This is a genomic window from Rhodococcus quanlei (assembly GCF_055231015.1).
The window spans coordinates 58681-73188 of the sequence record NZ_JBUYWD010000010.1 but is presented as its reverse complement, the minus strand read 5'-3'; the positions used below and the strand labels follow the sequence as shown (position 1 = coordinate 73188).

19 protein-coding genes are annotated in these 14508 nt (G+C 63.8%); 3 read left to right on the top strand and 16 right to left on the bottom strand.

Annotated features, from left to right (window positions below):
* Positions 1-792 carry a putative protein N(5)-glutamine methyltransferase gene (locus ACZI8Q_RS07885; protein WP_463372957.1) on the bottom strand — a complete coding sequence of 264 codons (792 nt, stop codon included), beginning with the start codon at positions 790-792 and terminating at the stop codon, positions 1-3.
* Positions 793-802: 10 nt separating this feature from the next.
* The gene (locus ACZI8Q_RS07880) at positions 803-1399 is read right to left on the bottom strand and encodes a TetR/AcrR family transcriptional regulator (RefSeq protein WP_463372956.1); all 597 of its coding nucleotides are present in this window, start codon (positions 1397-1399) and stop codon (positions 803-805) included.
* 111 nt (positions 1400-1510) lie between these two features.
* Here ACZI8Q_RS07880 and ACZI8Q_RS07875 point away from each other — a divergent pair, with 111 nt between their 5' ends.
* Entirely contained in the window at positions 1511-2518 is a 1008-nt protein-coding gene (locus tag ACZI8Q_RS07875; protein ID WP_463372955.1) for an ABC transporter permease, read from the top strand.
* Positions 2519-2867: 349 nt separating this feature from the next.
* Here the strand turns inward: ACZI8Q_RS07875 and ACZI8Q_RS07870 are convergent, their stop codons facing one another.
* The 13 genes from ACZI8Q_RS07870 to ACZI8Q_RS07810 form a co-directional block, all read right to left on the bottom strand.
* Positions 2868-3233: a hypothetical protein gene (locus ACZI8Q_RS07870; protein WP_463372954.1), complete on the bottom strand. Its 366-nt coding sequence runs from the start codon at positions 3231-3233 to the stop codon at positions 2868-2870.
* Complete coding sequence (locus ACZI8Q_RS07865; protein WP_463372953.1) at positions 3230-3541, bottom strand: hypothetical protein; 312 nt, start codon at positions 3539-3541, stop codon at positions 3230-3232. The genes ACZI8Q_RS07870 and ACZI8Q_RS07865 overlap by 4 nt, the downstream gene beginning before the upstream one ends.
* A gap of 2 nt (positions 3542-3543) precedes the next feature.
* Positions 3544-4383, bottom strand: coding sequence for a phage major capsid protein (locus ACZI8Q_RS07860; protein WP_463372952.1), 840 nt, complete (start codon positions 4381-4383; stop codon positions 3544-3546).
* Between the two features lie 104 nt (positions 4384-4487).
* A complete protein-coding gene (locus ACZI8Q_RS07855; protein ID WP_463372951.1) occupies positions 4488-4613 on the bottom strand; it encodes a hypothetical protein in 126 nt (41 codons plus the stop codon).
* A gap of 10 nt (positions 4614-4623) precedes the next feature.
* Complete coding sequence (locus ACZI8Q_RS07850; protein WP_463372950.1) at positions 4624-5043, bottom strand: hypothetical protein; 420 nt, start codon at positions 5041-5043, stop codon at positions 4624-4626.
* Positions 5036-5617 carry a hypothetical protein gene (locus tag ACZI8Q_RS07845; RefSeq protein ID WP_463372949.1) on the bottom strand — a complete coding sequence of 194 codons (582 nt, stop codon included), beginning with the start codon at positions 5615-5617 and terminating at the stop codon, positions 5036-5038. The genes ACZI8Q_RS07850 and ACZI8Q_RS07845 overlap by 8 nt, the downstream gene beginning before the upstream one ends.
* A complete protein-coding gene (locus ACZI8Q_RS07840; RefSeq protein WP_463372948.1) occupies positions 5614-6906 on the bottom strand; it encodes a phage portal protein in 1293 nt (430 codons plus the stop codon). Before ACZI8Q_RS07840 ends, ACZI8Q_RS07845 begins: the two co-directional genes overlap by 4 nt.
* Positions 6903-8357: a terminase large subunit domain-containing protein gene (locus ACZI8Q_RS07835; protein ID WP_463372947.1), complete on the bottom strand. Its 1455-nt coding sequence runs from the start codon at positions 8355-8357 to the stop codon at positions 6903-6905. Before ACZI8Q_RS07835 ends, ACZI8Q_RS07840 begins: the two co-directional genes overlap by 4 nt.
* Entirely contained in the window at positions 8357-8686 is a 330-nt protein-coding gene (locus ACZI8Q_RS07830; protein WP_463373161.1) for an HNH endonuclease signature motif containing protein, read from the bottom strand. Before ACZI8Q_RS07830 ends, ACZI8Q_RS07835 begins: the two co-directional genes overlap by 1 nt.
* 149 nt (positions 8687-8835) lie before the next feature.
* A complete protein-coding gene (locus ACZI8Q_RS07825) occupies positions 8836-9129 on the bottom strand; it encodes a hypothetical protein (RefSeq protein ID WP_463372946.1) in 294 nt (97 codons plus the stop codon).
* Entirely contained in the window at positions 9126-9290 is a 165-nt protein-coding gene (locus ACZI8Q_RS07820) for a hypothetical protein (RefSeq protein WP_463372945.1), read from the bottom strand. The genes ACZI8Q_RS07825 and ACZI8Q_RS07820 overlap by 4 nt, the downstream gene beginning before the upstream one ends.
* Positions 9287-10546, bottom strand: a complete 1260-nt coding sequence (locus ACZI8Q_RS07815) for an AAA family ATPase (RefSeq protein WP_463372944.1) — start codon at positions 10544-10546, stop codon at positions 9287-9289. Before ACZI8Q_RS07815 ends, ACZI8Q_RS07820 begins: the two co-directional genes overlap by 4 nt.
* Positions 10547-10904: 358 nt before the next feature.
* Positions 10905-11093 carry a helix-turn-helix transcriptional regulator gene (locus tag ACZI8Q_RS07810; RefSeq protein WP_463372943.1) on the bottom strand — a complete coding sequence of 63 codons (189 nt, stop codon included), beginning with the start codon at positions 11091-11093 and terminating at the stop codon, positions 10905-10907.
* Positions 11094-11225: 132 nt separating this feature from the next.
* On the opposite strand from ACZI8Q_RS07810, the gene ACZI8Q_RS07805 reads away from it, so the two are divergent.
* Both ACZI8Q_RS07805 and ACZI8Q_RS07800 read left to right on the top strand, forming a co-directional pair.
* On the top strand, positions 11226-11888 hold the full coding sequence (locus ACZI8Q_RS07805) for a helix-turn-helix transcriptional regulator (protein ID WP_463372942.1): 663 nt from the start codon (positions 11226-11228) through the stop codon (positions 11886-11888).
* Positions 11872-13026, top strand: a complete 1155-nt coding sequence (locus tag ACZI8Q_RS07800; RefSeq protein WP_463372941.1) for a tyrosine-type recombinase/integrase — start codon at positions 11872-11874, stop codon at positions 13024-13026. Before ACZI8Q_RS07805 ends, ACZI8Q_RS07800 begins: the two co-directional genes overlap by 17 nt.
* 35 nt (positions 13027-13061) lie before the next feature.
* Here the strand turns inward: ACZI8Q_RS07800 and glnA are convergent, their stop codons facing one another.
* Positions 13062-14498, bottom strand: coding sequence for a type I glutamate--ammonia ligase (gene glnA / locus ACZI8Q_RS07795; RefSeq protein WP_463372940.1), 1437 nt, complete (start codon positions 14496-14498; stop codon positions 13062-13064).
* Positions 14499-14508 lie beyond the last annotated feature (10 nt).

Below are 14508 nucleotides of genomic sequence, written 5' to 3'. Positions count from 1 at the left end.
CTAGTGGTCGATGCTGCTACGTGCGATCACCACCGTGCCGGCGAGTTCTGCAGAGTGTACCGATTGAGTGTCGAATCCGTGTGCGCGGCACGTGCGCACGGTCTCCTCGCGCTGTTGTGCGCTGGTCTCGATAACCAACCGCCCATTGGGGACCAACCATTCCACGGCCTGCGCAATGAGTCGTCGCTGGACATCGAGGCCGTCGTCGCCGCCGTCCAGGGCGGTTATCGGCTCGTGCAGACGGGCTTCGCTGGGCATCAAGTCGATTTCGCCGGTCGGGACGTAGGGTGCGTTCGTCACCACGAGATCCACGCTGCCGCGCAGGTATCGCGGTAAGGCGTCGAACAGGTCCCCCTGGTGGATCGATCCGCCAACGGATTCGACGGCGTAACGAGCGCAGTCGATGGCTAATGAATCGACATCGGCGCAGTGGAGGTGGATACTTTTGCGCAACTCGGCAACGGCGAGGCCGATCGCACCAGACCCGCAGCACATGTCGACGACGACAGCCCCTGGCGAAGCGTGCGCTGCCGCCGTTCGTGCCAGGAACTCGGTTCGGCGTCGCGGCACGAAAACGCTGGTAGTGACAGGGATTCGAATCCCGCAGAATTCCGCCCAGCCCAGTATGTGTTCGAGTGGGGCACCGGCGATCCTGCGTTGCGTCAGGTGTGTGAGTTCGGCAGAGGAAGTGGCTGCCTCAGCGAGCAGGCTTGCCTCGTCCTCGGCGAAAACACACCCCGCGCGGCGCAGCGTGCGCACGAGGTCGTCCGGGGGAGTCGTGGGTTTCGCCATGCCGGTTCGGTCAGTCGGTCAGGGGTCCGGTGAGGTAGTGCTGCAACGTGGGGCCGACGTCGGCGACCAGCTCGTCTCGGGTCATCTCGACCACGGGGTTCAGCTTCATGATGTACCGCATGACGGCAAGGCCGATCAGCTGTGACGCGGCGAGCGATGCGCGGCGGGTGGAATGGTCGGGAAGGTGCATGGCGTATCTGCTCATGATGGCCGTCGAGATGAATTCGGCGAACATTCCTCGTGACGGTTCGTGCGATGCGGCCGACCGGAACAGTGCAACGAAGGCCGGACCTGTTTCCGGGTCGTCCCACAGGCGCAGAAAGGTGTCGACCAGACGGGGGCCGGCTTCGTCCACGCCCGCGTCGAAGGCTCGGTCGATGAGTTCGGACGGTGAGACCGGTAACTCCATGGTCGCAGCGAAAAGTTGATCCTTACTGCCGAAATAGTACGAAACGAGTGCGACGTCCACGCCTGCTGCGCGGGCGACGGCACGCATCGACGTGGTGTCGAACCCCTTTTCCCCGAACGACTCACGCGCCGCTCGCAGAATGTCGCCACGGGTGTCGCCTCCGCGGGGTCCCGTTCGCTGGTGCCGTGTGCTTGCCATCGACTGATGTTAGCAGCGTTTCAACGACCGTTGACAACAATTTCAACAGCTGTTGACAACTGTCGGGCCGGTCTCCTACTTTGAATTCATCGCCTGTTGAAGGAGTAAGTCATGACCACCACATCCACCGACGTCGGCGGCCGTTCGAAGGTCGTTGGCGGTGCACCAGAGAAGGAGCGGCATTCAACGCTGCTTGCCCTCGTCGCAGTTCCGCTGGCGCTCGCCACGGTCATCACTATCGTGTTGCTCGCCTTCGGGCTTCCAATGGTGTCGTCGGAACCACGCGACCTACCGCTCGGTGTCGCCGGACCACCAGCCGCAGCAACACAGGTCTCCGAGGGGATCGAGGCCAAGGGTGCCGACGCGTTCGCTGTGACCACCTACGACAGCGAAGCGGAACTGGTCCAAGCCATCGAGCAGCGTGAAGTCTATGGCGGCATCGTCGCGGCACCGGAAGGTCCACACGTGCTCACGGCCAGTGCGGCCAGCCCCGCCGTTTCCGGTGTGCTGACCGACATGGCACGGTCGATGGCTACGGGTGACGCGTCGCAACCCGCGGTCGAGGACGTCGTACCGATGCCGGCTGAAGATCCGCAAGGCATCGGATTCCGGGCTGCACTGCTTCCGATGGTCTTGGGGGCGATTCTTCCCGCGGTCGTCTTCGGCTTCCTCACCAGCCGTCGGGGGCTGCAGATCGGGGGAGTGCTCGTGTACTCGGTGTTCGGCGGGCTGGCTTTTGCCGCGGTCCTGCACTTCGGATTCGGCAGCCTCGACGGCAACTACTTCGCAGAGGCAGGCGTGCTCACCGCAGTGATCGGGGCCGGTGCCATTGGAATTCTCGGCCTGCGCTGGGCGGCGGGATTCGCCGGGCTCGCTCTGGGTGCGGCTTCGCTCTTGTTGCTGGGTAACCCGCTCTCGGGAGCGGCGACCGCTCCGGAGTTCCTCGCGTCGCCGTGGCAGCAGATCGGACAGGCATTTCCGCCGGGCGCCGGCGCCGCGATGCTGCGCAATGTTGCGTTCTTCGACTCGGTCGCCATTGTCGGCCCGGCCATCGTCCTCGGTTTGTGGCTGATCGTCGGCTTGCTGCTCTATGCGTTCCCGAGGAGAGAGAGCGCCTGACGTTTCAACGAAAAGTCCACCCGCATGGTGACACCATGCGGGTGGACTTTATTCGGACGCTGACTCACACGTCCTGTCGGCGGTGCCGATTCACATGTCCTGTCGGCGGTGCCGATTCACATGTCCTGTCGGCGGTGCCGATTCACATGTCCTGTCGGCGGTGCCGATTCACACGTCCTGTCGGCGGTGCCGATTCACACGTCGTAGTAGAGCTCGAACATCGTTCTCGGTGTTTGCGATTGTTGGCAGGTATTGACGTATGTGCTCTCACCTGCTGTTTCTGCGCTGACACCGTTGGTGACGAACGGGGCCTGCTGGATCTACTGCGGACGAACTGCGGACGAACGTCTCAGACACCGATCGCGGTGGTGATGAGTTCCAGGTGATGCAGTCGGCCGCGCAGTAGGTGCCGTTCGATCGTGCCGTCGACACCGAGCCCTGACGTGGATCTCCCCGCGACGAGCGGGAAGGCTCCCCAGCCGATGCGTAGGGCGCTGCCGATGTCGGGCGGAATGTCCACCTTCGGGGACAGGACCATGCGGTAGCGGGATACGACGCGCTGCAGGGTGCCGTCGACGATGTTGTCGGTGCCCAGTGGTACGACCTCGGCGGGCACGTTCGGCACGTCCACCGATTCTGTGATCGGGTTGCCGTGAGAGTCGGTCTCTCCGGTCTCGACCTCGTAGCGCACGTGGACACGGTCGTGATAGATCACTGCGCCCTCTTCCGGTAGCGGTTGAGCACGAACGATTCCGCCAGTGACCAGCCGGTGAAGCCGCCACGAATACCGACCGTCCCCACCGTGGAGTCGAGCTGTTCGGGATTGGCGACGAGGCGAGCCGTTGCGGTGGTGATGACGGCCGCGATGTCGTCGGCCGGCTCCCCGCTGGTGAATCCTTCGCCCCTGGTGTAGCTCTGTGCCATTGCCGTGATGATGACCACGTGCTGCCCAGCCAGGGCAACGACTGTGGCGTCGTCACCCTGGCCCAGGAACTCAGCTACTTGCTGGCCTGTGACAGCCATGCTCAGACCACATCGGTCAGAACGACGACGCCCTCGGGGTGCAGCAGACCGAGGTCGTAGCGGGTGACCACGCGGATTGCCTGCTGGTCGAACTCGGCGTAGCGCTCCGAGAGCAGGGTCACGCTCGGGGCGATGTCGCGGACCACGGCGATCTGCGACATGTCCGCGAGGATCGCCTTACCGACCGGCAACTTGTTCGAGACGGTCACCGCGACACCGAACAGGCTGTAGGTGGCATCGGCGTGCACGTTCTCTTCGAGCAGGTACTTGGAGCTGCCGGTGGCTTCCTTGAGCTTGCGGAGCGCGATGAAGTCCTGGCCGTTGAGGAACCAACGGTTCGGGGTGACCTCCTGTGCCGCTGCCAGCGCGATTGCGTCGAGCAGGGTATCGGGGTTGGTCACGTCGAGTTCGCCGGTCTGGACGCCAGCCTGGTTGATGATGCCGGTGATGCTGTTCGCGGCACCGTCACCCTTGAGCAGGGCGTCGTCGAGGGCATCGGATACGTCCTTGACCAAGCGGGTCTTGAGAACCTGGTCGAGTCCGACCGTGGTCTGCCGGAGTGCCTCGTTGCTGAACTTGGTCAGCGCCTTGATGCTGGTTCGGTTCGAGGGCATGAGGCCGATCTCGGAGAAGCTGACATCTCCGTCCGGGATCTCGGCGTTCTCAGCCACGAAGCCAGCGGCGATGCCACCGGTCAGGGTCGGGATGCGCAGCGGCTCGGACGAGTCGAAGATCTTCGGGCCGGACGAGAGCACGACGGACGCGGCCTCGAGCGGCTGGACGAGCAAGCTCGAAACCTGCTCGGCGATGAGGGAATTGGTGCTGGTGGTCGATGCGACCATGATTGTGTCCTTACGACGGAGGGATGTTGGTTCTTCCGCCGCCTGGACGAGATGAAGGGGACGCTCACCAGGAACGTCCCCTTCACGATACCCCTAGGGGGTGTCTAGTCGCGGTTGTGCACGATGAGCGCGTAGGCGCGTGCCAGGTGCTCGAGTGACTGCGGGGTGATCTTCTCAGCTTTCGCCCGCTGTTCGATCACTGTCAGCAACGTATCTGCGGTCTGGTCCATGTCCTGCTCCTTAGTTCGCTCGTGACCGGAGGATTCCGGCCAGGTCTACTGATCCGCCTGGTGCGGTTGCGCCTTGCCCGATTTCACCGATTGGGCGGCGTGAGGCCAGGTGCGGCTTGCGGGCGAGCAGCTCGTCGATTGCTTCGACCATCTTGTCGGCGTCAGCAAGGTGGTCCTCGTTGTACTCGAGGTCTGTCGGGTCCGCGAGCTTGCCCGTCTTCTCGACGAGTGCCAGGTGCAGACGCCCTGCGAGGTCGTCGGCCTTGGCTGCCCTGGTGCGGTAGCTGGCGTTCTCGCGGCGCAACTTCTCGACCACCGAGCGCGGGAACGTATCGGGCTCGGTCTCGTCCTGCTCGGGCTCGTCGGGTGCTTCAACCTCGGTGCTCTCGACCGTGGTCTCGTCAGTGATGTTCTGATCCTCGTCATGCATTGTGTAGTCCTCTCGTGTACTCGGTTTCCTTGATGCGGTCTGAGACCACGGGTTTCTGTGAGCAGGTGCAGCCGGTGTGACGCGGCATCGGGTGAGCGGCAGGCCAGACGCGGCCTTCTCTCCACCACCACGTACAGAGCTGGCAGGCGTCAGGTTCGAGGTCTCGGACCCAACCCTTTACCCTCCGATTCTTTTTCAGGGCTTCTCCGTGCGATCTGGCGGCAGTTGTGAGCGGCTCGTTTCTGCCGAGCCTGCCGACTATCGACTCGGGCGCGTCCGACGCCTCAGCGACCACGAGGACAGTCGCGGCGGCTGTCTGTAGTCGAGCGAGGTCGTCGGCGGGTGGCACGATGCCGGCGGTTGCGACCGGCACACCGAGTTCGAGCATGAGCGTCGACGCGAGGCTTATATCCGCCAGGGCGACGGCTCTCGAGTTCGCCTGTGCGATGACCGACGCCATGAACGCAATCGTCTGATCCTTGGTCAGCTCGCCCGCGACGAATCGGTTGTAGAGGGCCACGACTTGCCGCTCGGTGGCCGCTGACAGTGCGGTAAGGGCGTCGCGGTAGCTCACGATGCCGTACCGCTGGCGAGTGCGGCCAGGTCCACTCCTGCGCCGTCGAGAGCCTCGCTACGCCGAGCTTGCCGGATCTCGAGAACCTCGTCATCGCCGTATCCGAGCCGCTGCAGCGCGTACGAGGCAGGGAGCAGTCCGGCAGAGAACAACTTCACCACGGCATCGGCTTCCTGTGCGACCGAACGGGTAGCGGCGTCGGCCCAGCGCACTCGCGGTTGGATGCTGGCGGGATCTGCGCCGTCACGCACGGCCACGACCAGGCGGGCCACGTCCTCCCACGAGCGCCCGAACTGCGCCTGACGTGCTTCGGCGCGGGCGGTCAGTGATGCCTCGGATGCGCGGATGGAATCGGCGCTGGTCGGGTTGTCGCCGCCGATTCCGAGCATGTGCTCGGGAAGCCCTGACACTGCACTGATCTGGCGCATGATGACACCGATCGCGGCCTCGTACCCTCCGAGATCGGCACCGGGGAGCTGCCCGAACTTCGCGGAATCGTTCTCTGAAATCATGGCCCGGTCACCCTCGGGAATCGGGTTCACGGCGTTGCCTTCCTCGTCCTCGCCCAACTCGATGCCGGTAGCCCAGCGGCGCGGGCGGGCACCGTATTCCGAGCCGACGAGCATGTCGCCGGTCAGCTTCACCAAAGCATCGGAGAGGGCGAGCACGTCGGCCATTTCCGAGCGTCCACTGTCGAGCAGGCGGGCGGTGTTGCGGAACGGGACCACCGGGACGACACCGAGCGGGTTCGTGTACTCCTTCACCGTGTGGAATCCGGCCACCGTTGCGCCGGTCTGGTTGGCGCGCAATCGAACGATGCGGTCGGGCAGATACAGCGCGGCCTCGGTGGTGGTCGAGGTCTCCCAGCGCTTGAGCGCGGCTGTGACGACGCGGCTGCCGGGATCGGAGAGCGTGGTCACCTGGTGAGCGCTCTCGGCGGTGACCTTCGGGCGGCCGGTCTCGTCGGCCCACACTGTCACGAAGCTGTTGCCCAGGACCATTGCCTCGCGGTGCACGACACTGGATTGCTGGTCGAGGTCGCAGCGTAGCCAGTCGGCCCACAGGTCGGCGTTGTCGAAGCCGGTCACGCGCAACCGTTCTGCGAGGGAGTCGACGACCAGGCGGGGAATGTTCACGCTGACCGACTGCAGCCGGGAACCGAGTGCGGTCGCTGCCTCGGGTGCAAGGAACGACATCGGCTGTGTGCCCGCGTAGTACTGGTCGAGGGCGTGCCGACGTGCGGCCTTGGAATCGAGATCTTGCAGCAGTGTGGTGAGTAGATCCATCATGCGAATGAAACCGTCCGTTTCTTGGTTGATTGCTTGGCGTGCCAGGCGGCACGGTCGTACGCGACGATCGCGGCTACCGCGGCGTCGATCTTTCGGGGGCTGTTCTTCTTGTCCTTGGACACGAGATCGCCCATCGGGGTCCGCTTGGCAACGGCGTGCGCCAGGTGCGCGGCCAGGCGGGTATCACCGTCGTGAGTGACGGTCTGGGTAGCCACGGCCTGATACAGGCGGTCCGTGGCCGGGGCCATGCGTTGCGCGTGCGCGGTGTTCCACTCGAGAACATGCTTCTCACCGTGACGCTTGGACCACTCTTCGATCTCCGAGCGCCAGCCCCACGGATCGCACGCCAGCTCGGTAACCGCGTACTTGTCGAACGCCAGAGCAACGGCGTTGTCGACATCGGACCGTGGGACACGCCAGCGCGCATCACCGGGGTTCTCCCAGATGCCCTCCACCCACAGGTGCCCGTCGAGGGTGCAGCCGACCAGCGCCGTCGAGTCACCCGACGCTGATCCGTCGAACGCCAGAACGACACGCTCACCCGGCTGCGCGGCACGGTCGACCCTGCAGGCATCCCAGGCACCGAACGGAAGCCAGGAATCCGAGCCGGTCACCCACTGGCCCAGACGAAGCTGACGAAACACCGGTTCACGAATCGTCTTCCGTGCAGCCTCGAGACCGTCCTCGGCAAGAAACGGGTTCTTGCAGGCAAGTGCAGGGTTGGCGATGCGCCATGCCTTGCGGTCGTCCGTCGCGCATCCCTCGGGAGCTGAGTACTCCTTGAGGTAGAACGACGGATCTTCACCCTCACGACCGTGCTCGACCAGACGCCACATGATGCTGTCGGGCGACGACGCCGGCGTCGAGATCGCCAGCGTCAGCGACTCGGGCCGCTTACCCGATACCGACGTGACCGCTTCCCAAACGTCCTCGGTGACGACGTGCAGCTCGTCGACGATGAGCAGGGACGGGTCGTGTCCGTGCAGAGCGCCAGGCTCGGCAGGCAACGGCATGAGAGTCGAGTCGGTCTCGGGAACCTCGATCCGGTCACGGAAGATCTGCGCACGCTCGGCCAGCTCGGGATGCAGTTCGATCATGCGCTTGGCCATGCGCAAGGTGATGTTCGCCTGACGCTGGTCGCTGGCGACGACCAGAACCTCGGCAGACATCGGACCGGCGAACAACTCGGCTACCGCCAGCATGGATGCCAGCGCCGTTTTGCCGTTCGCACGAGGCAGGGAGATGAGCGCGGTACGGATGCCCGGCGCGAACGAACCGCGAATGATGTCCTTCTGGAAGTCGCGCAGCGCCACCGACTTGCCGGCACCGACACCCTTGGGGACGACGAGGTACTCGCGGATGAACCGCTCCCGACGCTTGGCCCGGTCCTTCGGCCAGCCCTTGAATGACAGCGGCTCAGCGGTGATTTGGCCCTTCGGTCCCGCACGCATTACACATCACCGCCGATGTGTAACGCTAAGTTTGCCTTGCCGAGTGGTCGGGGACACACTTCGACCGGGGCATCCCCCCTAGGCGAGGCGTTCGGTGCCAGCGATCGGGCGTGCCGGATACGACGCTGCCGTGATGCTTCGAGCCGGTCCTCGACTGCGCGGCGCTCGGCGTCGGTCGGTGGCGTTGCTCCACGGCGCCCGTTACAACGACGGCACAGCACGCGGCAGTTCTCCACCCGATACGCCAGCTCGGGACGCTCCGAGACGGGAATGATGTGGTCGATCGTGAGGTCATCGGTGGCACCGCACAGCTCGCAGAACGGGGACATCTTGCGGAGTCGACGGCTCAGGTTCTTCCACCTGGTGGCATTGCCGAAGGCGATGTGCGTGCGGTTGGTGCGCGTGTCTTTGCGTCGATGCTCTTTGCACCGAGACTGACCTGATGGTTCACCACACTCGAGGCACGGCTTGAGCGTCATCAGTCCTCACCGACTTCGGTCAGTCGGCACTGGCGCAAGAACTCTTCACGGTTCCACTCGCGGCCGTTGCGATCTGCGCGGTTCTTGAGTTTGCGGAGCCAGTGGTTATGGTCCTGCAGTACCTCGATCCACAGCAGGGACCAGACGTGCAGCTCTTGGCAGACCTCCAGTGACCACCAGGGGTAGCACCTAAGTCCTTCGATCACCGAGGTGCGAGCCATGTGGTCGAGGTCGTCGCGGGTCTGTTGGTTCAGGGATTGCCAAGCGTTGTAGGCGTCGTCGAGGTTGCTCATTGGTTGGCCTCCTTGTCGAGGGTGTCGTGGATACGGTCTGCAAGCTGTCGGCCCTCGCCTGGACGCAGGTAGAGGCGCAACGTGCCGAAGTCGATGAGGATCTGCTTCTGGTTTGAGTGCCAGTGAATGCGCCAGTCGGCGCGCTGGGAACCAAGCCTCATGAGGCGTCTCGCTTCGTTCCATCGAGTAGTTCATCGACTACTTCGTCCCAGATGCGGCGAGGGATGCTCTCACCATCACTCAGTGTTACGAGCGTTTCGTCTGTTACGTTCGCGTCGTTTCTGCTGGTAGATACGCCGTGACGAGATTCTTCGTTCGTAACACTCGGAATATCGAGTGTTACGTTCTCCTCATCCGAACCTGTGGTGGTGACCTGGGGTTTCTGATCGTTCGTAACACTCGTAACGGCCGTAACACTCATGTACTGACCGCGACCGACCTTCGTGATCCGGTCAGCGTCGGCCAGGCGGTTGAGATAGACACGCGCCTTGTCCTGGTCGATGCCGTCGATCTTGGCGGCGACATCGGCGGCACGTACCGGCCCGGTGGACTGGTTGACCACCTGCAGCACGTCGATGCTGAGATCTCCCAGCTTCTCGGATGCGTTGCGCTTCTCGATGGTGGCTGCAGCGTCGACGAGGTCCATGCCGTCGAGTGACCACTTACCGCTGTCCGTGGTGAGCGCGTACTCGTTCTCGGGTACGTCGCGGCCCGTCACTGCGAGCACTGCGCTGTCAGACTGCCTCTTACGTGAGAGCACCAGAACGAAGTCTGCAGATCCCGCGATGCCCTGCGTACCCGACACTGCGTCTACGAAGTCGGTGGACTCCGCTTTCCGCGTGTGGTGCACGACCAAGAGCGTCGAGCCTGGTGCCGAGTCGATGACGTCCTTGAGCTTGGATCCGACCGCGTAGTCGGCGGTATAGGCGTCCTCGCCGGCCTTTTTTGGTGGCTTCACCTTGCCGAGGGTGTCCAGGATGACGAGCGGCTTCTCACCGTCGTGCAGTTCCAGGAACTCCGCGATCATGGCGGGCACCTCGAACGGTTGCGCCTTGGTGAGAACGTGCATCGCTGCCGGGATCGGGCCGTCGTCGAGCAGTGTTCGGAATCGGCCCTGCAGACGACGGTGTCCGTCCTCGAGCGCGAGGTACAGGACGGGTCGCGGCTTGACCGGGATCTTCCCGAGTGCCATGCCGCCTGCTGCGCACTCGAGACCGATGCCCGCGACGAACCAGGACTTCCCCGCCTTGGGTGGCGCCACAATGAGACCGAAACCTTCCGGCAGGACTCCCTCGACGGACCACTCGAGCGGTGGGAACACCTGCGCATCGAGCCAAGTGCCGTTGACCATTCCATTGAGTAGTGAGCCTTCGAGATTTCCGTCTGCGTCGTAGTCGACGCCGTAGGGGATGCTCATGCACACCTCGTGCAGGTTGCGGTGGTCCAGTGACGCCAGCGACCATCCGACTCGGAGAGGCAGCAGGGCTGCGTCCAGGGGCGGTCACGCTTGCGGCATGGCGGGATGAAGCTACGGGGCAGCTCGGGAGCTGGGAGCCGTAGCGTGCAGGGCTGGCGGGCGATGTACGACGCGGCGGGCGCGTCCGTAGGCGGTCCGAGTGGATCTCGCCGACCGTCCTCCAACGGTGGTAATCTCCGAGCTGCATCACGACGGCGTTGGATTGCTGCGCGATGCTGTGAGAAGTCAGAGTTGCCCTCGTTGCCCGTGGTTGCCGCCACGGGGTCGCCGACGAGGGCATTCTCGTTTCCAGTCGGCATCAGGCGATCGCCTCCTGCGCTTCGATCCACGCGAGAACGGCGGACTTGCGCCAGACGCGGCGACGACCGAGCTTGAAGCTCTTCGGGCCTTCTCCGACGTGCGCCCAGTACCGCCAGGTGGCCTCTGGGATTCCTGTGTGTTCCGCGCATTGCTTCGCCTGCCAGAACTCCTCGATCTGTGTTGTCACGTTTGAATGCGGGCTACTGCCTGCCATTACAACCTCCTGTTGATGTTCACCAACAAAACAACTACCAGAGGTTCACGGCTGCCGCAAACAGTACGTGTGGTGTGGATCTACAAAACGTTGTAATCTCCCGTCATGCCTTCCCAACGTGACAATGAACCGAATGAGGCCCGCGAGAGCCTCGTTCCGTGGGAGCGAAACTTCCGCGAGCAGATGATCCGAATCCGAAAAGAGCGGGGGCTCAACCAAACCGAGCTTGCGCGCAAGCTGGCAGCATGGGGTCTGCCTTTCCACCAGCAAACGATCCAGAGGGTCGAATCGGGGCAGCGGCCAGTCCGTCTCAACGAGGCCCTGATGATTGCTCGAGAGCTGAACGTCAGCTTGGACGCGATGATGACAACGGCCGCGCCCAGGGTGCGAGACATGGTGTATGCGGTTGATCGAATACGTCGAGGCGCTGACCGATTTCGGGAAGAGCTTGCCGAGAGCTTGAGTGAGTGGGTGGAGGATGTCGCCCCGCTCACGCTCGAGGTCCAGGAGGCGTTACAGAGCTACGACGGCACGAATCAAGACCCGGTACTCATGTACGGGTTCACGTGGGCAAACAAGGCGTACGACGCATACGCGCACGCAATTGATGCGCTCCAGTTCCTCGCCGACTTGTCTGAAGGCAGGGACTCCGACCTCCGGTATCAGTTCGCGGAGTTCGACGTGATGGAGCCTTGGTGGGACGCTCATGATGAACTGTTCATCCTGGGTGAATACCCGGAGCCACCTCGTAATGACCCGGCGTCGTAACCGTCGCGCCGGCGTCGAGGATCGCTGGAAGAAGGCGGACGGCAGACCATCGGCTACGGCAGGACGCGGCAAGCGTTGGCGTGCAAGGTATGTCGACGATGCCAGTCAGGAACACGTGAAGGGTTTCCATCGCAAGGTGGACGCTCAGCAGTGGCTAGACGCGCAGACCTCGGCGTTGGTCCAGGGCACGCACGTTGCGCCACGTGATGCGCAGATGACGGTCGAGCAGTGGTGTGAGCAGTGGCTCGTCGGCTACGCGGTCCATCGGGAATCAACGGTCAGGCAGGCTCGCACACACGTTGCGCAGATCGTGGGGGAGTTCGGGCCGCTGCAGCTCTCGGCGGTACGCCCGTCTGCAGTGAAGTCCTGGACGGCGAAGCTCAAGGCGTCGGGGTTCGCCGACTCGTACGTCCACGCGCTGCATGGTCGGTTGTCGCAGATCCTCGGCGACGCGGTTCACGATGGTCTGCTCGGGCGTAATCCGTGCTCTCGTCGGACGTCGCCGCCGACCGGGAAGCAGAAGCTCCACTTCATCACGACCGAGCAGGTCTGGGGACTGCATGACGAGATGCCGCCGTGGTTTCGGTCTGCGGTCCTGCTCGGTGCGTTCGCTGGTCTGCGGATTGCGGAGGCGTCGGCGCTGCGGGTCGAGGACGTCGATTTCACCAGGGGAGTGGTCCACCCGAAACGGCAGTGGCCCGATAAGCCGCTCAAGACAGCCGGGAGCGATACGCCCATACCGATACCTCGGGAGTTGACGCTGCTGCTATCGCGGAGCGTCGAGCAGTGGCCGCACGAGAACATGGTGACGGACGGTTTCGGGAAGGCTGCGGGTCCGTGGCAGATCGAACGGGCCTTGCGAGTGGTGAAGGCGTCGGGGGAGGCCGATCTACCCGAGGGGTTCAGCTTCCACGATTTGCGGCACTATCTTGCGTCGCTGCTGATCGCCTCGGGTGCCGACGTGAAGACGGTCCAGCTGCGGATGAGGCACGCGAGCGCGAAGACGACGTTAGATGTGTACAGCCATTTGTGGCCGGATGCAGACGAGTCCACCCGCTCTGCGATCGGTGCTGTGATCGCGGAACGGGTGGACTCTTTGCGTACTGCTGCGGACGAACTGCGGACGAACGGACTCTGACGAGAGCGTTCTAGCAGGTCAGCGCGCTAGCCGACTCACACGTCGTAGTAGAGCTCGAACTCGTAGGGGTGCGGACGCAGGTTGACCGGTGCGATTTCCTGCTCGCGCTTGAGCGAGATCCAAGTCTCGATGAGGTCGGAGGTGAACACGCCGCCCTCGGTGAGGTACTCGTGATCCTGCTCGAGGCGATCGATGACGTCCGAGAGCTGAGTGGGTGCCTGCGGAATGTTGCGGGCTTCCTCCGGCGGGAGCTCGTAGAGGTCCTTGTCGACCGGTGCCTGCGGCTCGATCTTGTTCTTGATGCCGTCCAGGCCGGCCATCATCTGCGCCGCGAAGTTCAGGTAGGGGTTACCCGAGGAGTCGGGGGCGCGGAACTCGAGGCGCTTGGCCTTCGGGTTGTTACCGGTGATCGGGATGCGAACCGCTGCGGAGCGGTTGCGCTGGCTGTACACCAGGTTGATGGGAGCCTCGTAGCCGGGAACCAGACGGTGGTACGAGTTGATCGTCGGGTTGGTGAACGCCAGCAGTGACGGTGCGTGGTGCAGGATGCCGCCGATGTAGTGGCGTGCCATGTCGGACAGGCCTGCATAGCCGGCCTCGTCGTGGAACAGCGGCTTGCCGTCCTTCCACAGCGACTGGTGGACGTGCATGCCCGAGCCGTTGTCACCGAACAGCGGCTTCGGCATGAAGGTGGCCGACTTGCCGTGCTTCCACGCGGTGTTCTTCACGATGTACTTGAACAGCTGCAGGTCGTCTGCGGCCGCGAGCAGCGTATTGAACTTGTAGTTGATCTCCTGCTGACCGCCGGTACCGACCTCGTGGTGGCCGCGCTCGAGCTCGAAGCCGGCGTTCTGCAGGTTGGTCGAGATCTCGTCACGCAGGTCCACGTAGTGGTCGTACGGGGCGACGGGGAAGTATCCGCCCTTGGGGCGAACCTTGTAGCCCAGGTTGGGGGTGCCGTCCGGGTTGCGGTCGGAGCCGGTGTTCCACGCGCCGGAGACGGCGTCGAGCTTGTAGAACGCGCCGTTCATGCTCGAGTCGTACGACACGGAGTCGAAGAGGTAGAACTCGGCCTCGGCACCGAAGAATGCGGTGTCGGCGATGCCCGTCGACTTCAAGTATTCCTCGGCCTTACGCGCGACGTTACGGGGGTCGCGGCTGTAGGACTCGCGGGTGAACGGGTCGTGGACGAAGAAGTTGATGTTCAGCGTCTTGGCGGCGCGGAAGGGGTCGACCTGCGCGGTGGTGACGTCGGGGAGCAACATCATGTCCGACTCGTGGATCGACTGGAAGCCGCGGACGGACGAACCGTCGAACGCGAGGCCGTCCTCGAAGACATCCTGGTTGAACGCGGAGGCCGGGATCGAGAAGTGCTGCTGGACGCCGGGCAGGTCGCTGAACCGGATGTCGACATACTCGACGTTTTCGTCCTTGATGAACTTGATGACCTCTTCGGCCGTGGTGAACGCCACGCTTGTGCTC